Below are 4,802 nucleotides of genomic sequence, written 5' to 3'. Positions count from 1 at the left end.
GGGCGCTGAACTCAGGCCTGCCGGCGTGCATCACCGTCGCGACCGATCCCGACGGGATGCATCCGTTCACCTTCGGGATGGCCGGCGCCGACCCCCGCAAGGGCAAGATCAGCATGCCCTATTATCAGAACGAATAGACGGCCGGCGGAGCCTACGCCGCCCTCGCGCGGCAGCGAGCTTTATCGGCGTGTGCCCAAAAAGAAAGCGGGCCGGGCGTAGGACGTCCGGCCCGCAGTGGGGATTTACGCCGAAGCGTTAGAAGCTGACCGAGCCCGAGACACCCCAGGACCGCGGCTTGCTGTACGAGATGAAGTCGCCGATCGCTGCCTCACGGACATAGAGCTGCGTGCGGCGGTTGGTCAGGTTGTCGCCGAAGATCGAGAACCTGAGATTCTCGGTCGGCATGTACGACAGCCGCGCATTGACGATCGCGAACGACGGCTGCTTCAGGCGGTTGTCGGGATGCCAGTAGAAGGAGCTGCTGTATGAAACCGTGGCGTTGGCTTCGATTTCACCGGCGCCGACATCCTGGGTGTAAGTCGCCGACCCGAAAGCAGTGAACTCGGGCGTGCGGATCAGGTCGTTGCCGCTGGCATCGCCTGTGACTTGCAGGTTGCCTCCAGTTGGACGCGGCGTGAAGAGCTGGGCGCTTGGGAAGCGGACATACTCCCCATTGGTGTAGGCCGCTCCGGCGCGAACGTCGAAATTATCCGTTGCTTGCCAGCCCAGCTCGACATCCGCACCGTAGATCTCGGCCTCGGCGGCGTTGAACAGGATCTGGTTGTTGAGGGCATTGAGCGCGTTGATCTGGATGTTCTCGTAGCGGCTGTAGAAGGCCGCGGTCGAGAACAGCAGACCGCCTTCGCTATATTTGTAGCCCGCCTCGTACGAGCGGACCTTCTCCGGCTCCACGACGGTGCCGGCGAACGGGCAGGTCGCCGGCGTCGCGAGCACGCAGGTGCCGGTGTTGCCGGCGTCGAACAGGCCGCTCTTGAAGCCCTCGCTGTAGCTCACATAGGCGCTCGAGCTCGCCGACAGATCGTAACGCAGCGCGGCGCGCGGCGTGAAGTCCTTGAAGGTCTCCGAGGCATCGAGCATCAGCGCGCCGCCGACGCCGTTGGTGTTACGCGCGCGCTTGCGCTCCTGGCTATACCGGCCGCCGAGGGTGAGGTGCAGCTCAGGCGTGATGTCGAAGGTGCCTTCGCCGTAAGCGGCATAGGCATCGGCCTTGACGAAGGTGTCCGGCTGGAACGGCGGCGCGGGCGGCGCGACGCCATTCACGAACACCGTTACCTTAGTGTGCGAATAGTCGTGCAGGTAGAAGAGCCCGGCGATCCAGCTGAAGCGCTCGCCTTCCGGAGAGGCGTAGATGAACTCCTGCGTCTCGGTCTCCTGCGTCTGCGGCGAGGCCGAGAAATGCTGGACGTTGGCCTCGGTGCCGTCGAGGTCGGTGGTGAACGGATATTTGGTGTGGGTGTAGCTCGAGATCGAGGTCACGGTGCCCCAGTCGCCAGACCATTCCGCATTGAGGTTCGCGGTGGTGTAGTAGAGCTTGTTGATCGGCTCGATGTTGAGCGAGATGTCCGACTTCGCGCCGGCGCGCCCGAGGGCGGCGGCCTGCGTGGTGCGGAACGGCGTGTTGTTGTTCACCGGCAGATAGGAATAGGCGGTGTTGTCCGACTGGTAGATGCGCGTGCCCGACAGGATCGCGCGGAAGCCGTCGCTCGGCTCGAAAAGCAGGCGACCGCGGATGCCGCGCGACTTGGTGTAGGACGACTTCTCGTTGAGGAAGACGTTGTTGGTGTAGCCCTCGTTCGTGTGATTGTACGCGGAGAGGTTGAACGCCACCGTCTCGCTGACCGGCACGTTGACATGACCGGTCGCGCGGAAGTCATCGAAGCGGCCGTAGCTTAGCTCGAGGTCTCCCGAGGCCTCACCCAACGAAGGCTGCTTGGTGCTGACAACGATCGCGCCGCCAGTGGCGTTGCGCCCGTAGAGAGTGCCCTGCGGACCCTTGAGCACTTCGATCTGGGCGATGTTGTTGAACTCGAACAGCGCGGTGCCCTGGCCCGACAGGTAGACGCCATCGACGTAGATCGCGATGTTCGGATCGGCGCCCGTGCCCGTAACCGTGGTGCCGACACCGCGGATCGTCGGCTGCACGTAAGTGCCCTGCTGGGTGATGTTAAGACCCGGGGTCAATAGGTCGAGATCGCGCGAGCCGTTGGCGCCTGCGGCGGCCAGCTGGTCCCCGGTCGTGACCGAAACCGAGGTCGGGACATCGACGTAGCGCTGCGCGCGGCGCTGCGCGGTGACGATGATCTCCTCGGATACGTCCTCCTCGGCCGCCGCCGTGGCCGGTGCTTCGGCCGGAGCCGTCGTCTGCGCGAGCGCCCCGCTCGCCCCAGCGAAGCAGCTGGTGATCAACGCGATCTTGAGATGTTTGCTGTTCACGCCCGTCTCCCCTGTTCGAAAGAACCGGGGAGTGTCGCGAGCGTCTTGATCGCGCTTGTCGAGGCCATGTTGGCTCACCTCCCCATGTCATTCCGGGTTTGTCCCGGTTGCTAATGGGATAAGGACACCATCACTAGAATGTGTCAATTGAAATGTAGAACGCGATACAGGTTCTGGCGACGTGTTGATGATCATTTGACGGAGGCACAGAGGGAAATACCGCAAAACATGCGATCGAAAGCCCTACGGTGTTGCAGATTTTGCACACCGTATTCATAGTGAGTCGCAAGAATTGACGGCACGGCCCGCGGCCGCGGGAGTGTCGCAAGAATCATCCCTCTGTCTGTCCGGAGCTGTTCCGGCCAGGCATGCAGTCGAGTGGACCCTATCAATGACCTTCCCCTCACGTATGGATCACGACACGGCACCCTATTGGCAGGGACTTGCTGAAAAGGCGCTGAGGATCACGCGGTGCCAGCAGTGTGCGCATTGGATTCATCCCCCACGCGCGTGCTGCCCGGGCTGCTGGTCCGACGACATTAAGCTCGAAGAGCCATCGGGCAGGGCGACGCTGTACAGTTACCTCGTCCAGCCCACCGAACCCGGCGGACCGCCTGCCGTCGTGGGTTGGGCCGAGCTCGAAGAGCAGGAGCGCCTGTTCATCGTTGCACGAATCGAGGGCGCAACCAGCGAAACCGTCGCTATCGGTTCCGAGCTAACGCTCGACTGGGCAGAAGCGGGCGACACCTTCCTGCCGATCTTCCGCCAGGGAGCCCGCCTGTGAGCAACGCCGGGAAAGTCGCCATCGTCGGCGTCGGGACTTCGGTGCTGTCGCGCGATGCGGGCCGCTCGGTCGGCGCGCTGGCCTGCGACGCCGTCCGCGCGGCGATCCATGACTCGGGCGTCGATCGTTCAGTGATCAACGGCCTGGCCGGCATCTACAGCACCGACCAGCCGACGGTCTGGCCGGGCTATGTTGCTGAAAGCCTCGGGCTTCGCGATATTGTTTGGTCAAGCTGCTCCGCGCCGCCGTCGGGAAACACGTTGATGGAAGGCGTGACGGCGGTCGCATCCGGCGCCTGCGAATATGCCGTCTGCTATCACGCCAAGTTCCGGTGGGACACGGTCTCGTCGGCCGCGCGCAAAGATCCGCTTCGCAAGGCGCCGCGCGGGGCCTTCGATCCCGGTCTTTCAATGCCGCTGGTGGAGCCGGTAGGAGTTCCGAACGGCATGTTCGCCGCGATGCGCCGGCACATGCACGACTATGGCACACGCCGCGAGCATCTCGGCATGATCGTCGTCAACAACCGTAACTGGGCGTGCGAGAACGAAGAGGCGGTGTTCCGCGACATGCCGCTGTCGATGGAGCAATATCTCGCCGCGCCGCAGATCTTGCCGCCGCTGACAGCGCTCGACATGGACATGCCGATCGACGGCGCGATGGCGGTGGTCGTCACCAGCGCTGAGCGGGCGGCGGACTTGCCGCACCGCCCGGTGATCGTCGATGGCTTCGCCAACGGCATCACCGGCGGCTCCGACTTCTTCTTCAAGCCGTTCGACACCTACCACTCATATCGCCTGCTGATCGAGCGGCTGTGGAAGATGTCGGGCTATTCGATCGACGACATGGATCTCGTGAATATTTACGACGGCTTCTCGAGCTTGGCGCTCGAGTGGATCGAGGCAGCCTTCGGCGTGCGCGGCGAAGTCGGCGGCTTCCTCGAGGATTCGTGGAACGCTGCCGAGGGCAAGCTGAGGTTCAAGGGCCGCATCCCGATGAGCACTCACGGCGGCAACCTCGGCGAAGGCCGCGTGCAAGGTTTCGGGCACGTGCTCGAGGCCGCACGCCAACTGCGCGGGACCGCGGGCACGCGGCAATTGTCAAATGCGCGATTGGCGTTGGTCACTAACGGTAATAATCCGGTGAATGCAGGATTCGTCTTGCGCGCCGGCTGAGGGTTACGAGATGCTTGGCGGCTCTTGAAGAGTGAGATGATGTTGAACGAGAGCCTGCTTAGCCAGAATCTGGTCTATTCGAGTCCGCGAATCTTCGAACGCCGTCGGCGCATCCTCGAGGAGGCGCGCCAGCTCGTTTCGGAATGCGGCTACGAGGGCTTCGGCATTCGCGAGCTCTGCCTGCGCGCGCAGGTGGCGCCGCAGACCGTCTACAAGGCGTTCGGCAACAAGGAGCGGCTGGTCACCTTGGCGATCCGCCAGCATTTCGAGAGCTTTGCCGAGCATCAGAAATTCTTCTTCCCGCGCACCACGCTCAACGGCGTCATCGAACGGATCATCGTCAGCGATGCCGGCACGCGCGCCTCGCGCGAATATGTGGCGGCGCTGGTGGC

4 protein-coding genes are annotated in these 4,802 nt (G+C 63.5%); 3 read left to right on the top strand and 1 reads right to left on the bottom strand.

Annotation, left to right across the window (positions count from 1 at the left end; all coding sequences use genetic code 11):
• Positions 1–255 precede the first annotated feature (255 nt).
• Positions 256–2,454, bottom strand: coding sequence for a TonB-dependent receptor (locus KAY22_RS24655; protein ID WP_296625771.1), 2,199 nt, complete (start codon positions 2,452–2,454; stop codon positions 256–258).
• 391 nt (positions 2,455–2,845) lie between these two features.
• Between KAY22_RS24655 and KAY22_RS24650 the strand changes: the two genes are divergently transcribed.
• From KAY22_RS24650 to KAY22_RS24640, 3 genes are all read left to right on the top strand, one after another.
• Positions 2,846–3,238, top strand: a complete 393-nt coding sequence (locus KAY22_RS24650) for a zinc ribbon domain-containing protein (protein ID WP_296625770.1) — start codon at positions 2,846–2,848, stop codon at positions 3,236–3,238.
• Between the two features lie 41 nt (positions 3,239–3,279).
• Entirely contained in the window at positions 3,280–4,410 is a 1,131-nt protein-coding gene (locus tag KAY22_RS24645) for a thiolase family protein (RefSeq protein WP_296625769.1), read from the top strand.
• 36 nt (positions 4,411–4,446) lie between these two features.
• Positions 4,447–4,802: TetR/AcrR family transcriptional regulator (locus KAY22_RS24640; protein WP_296625768.1), on the top strand; the 356-nt coding region annotated here is incomplete at its 3' end.

Origin of the sequence: Rhizorhabdus sp. (genome assembly GCF_018006725.1) — a bacterium.
In the GTDB taxonomy this organism is placed as follows: Bacteria; Pseudomonadota; Alphaproteobacteria; order Sphingomonadales; family Sphingomonadaceae; genus Rhizorhabdus.
This window is presented reverse-complemented; position numbering and strand designations above follow the sequence as displayed.

What these genes read in the sequence shown, in the direction of transcription:
- KAY22_RS24650 (WP_296625770.1), top strand. Translation starts at nt 2,846, where the DNA reads ATGACCTTCCCCTCACGTATGGATCACGACACGGCACCCTATTGGCAG.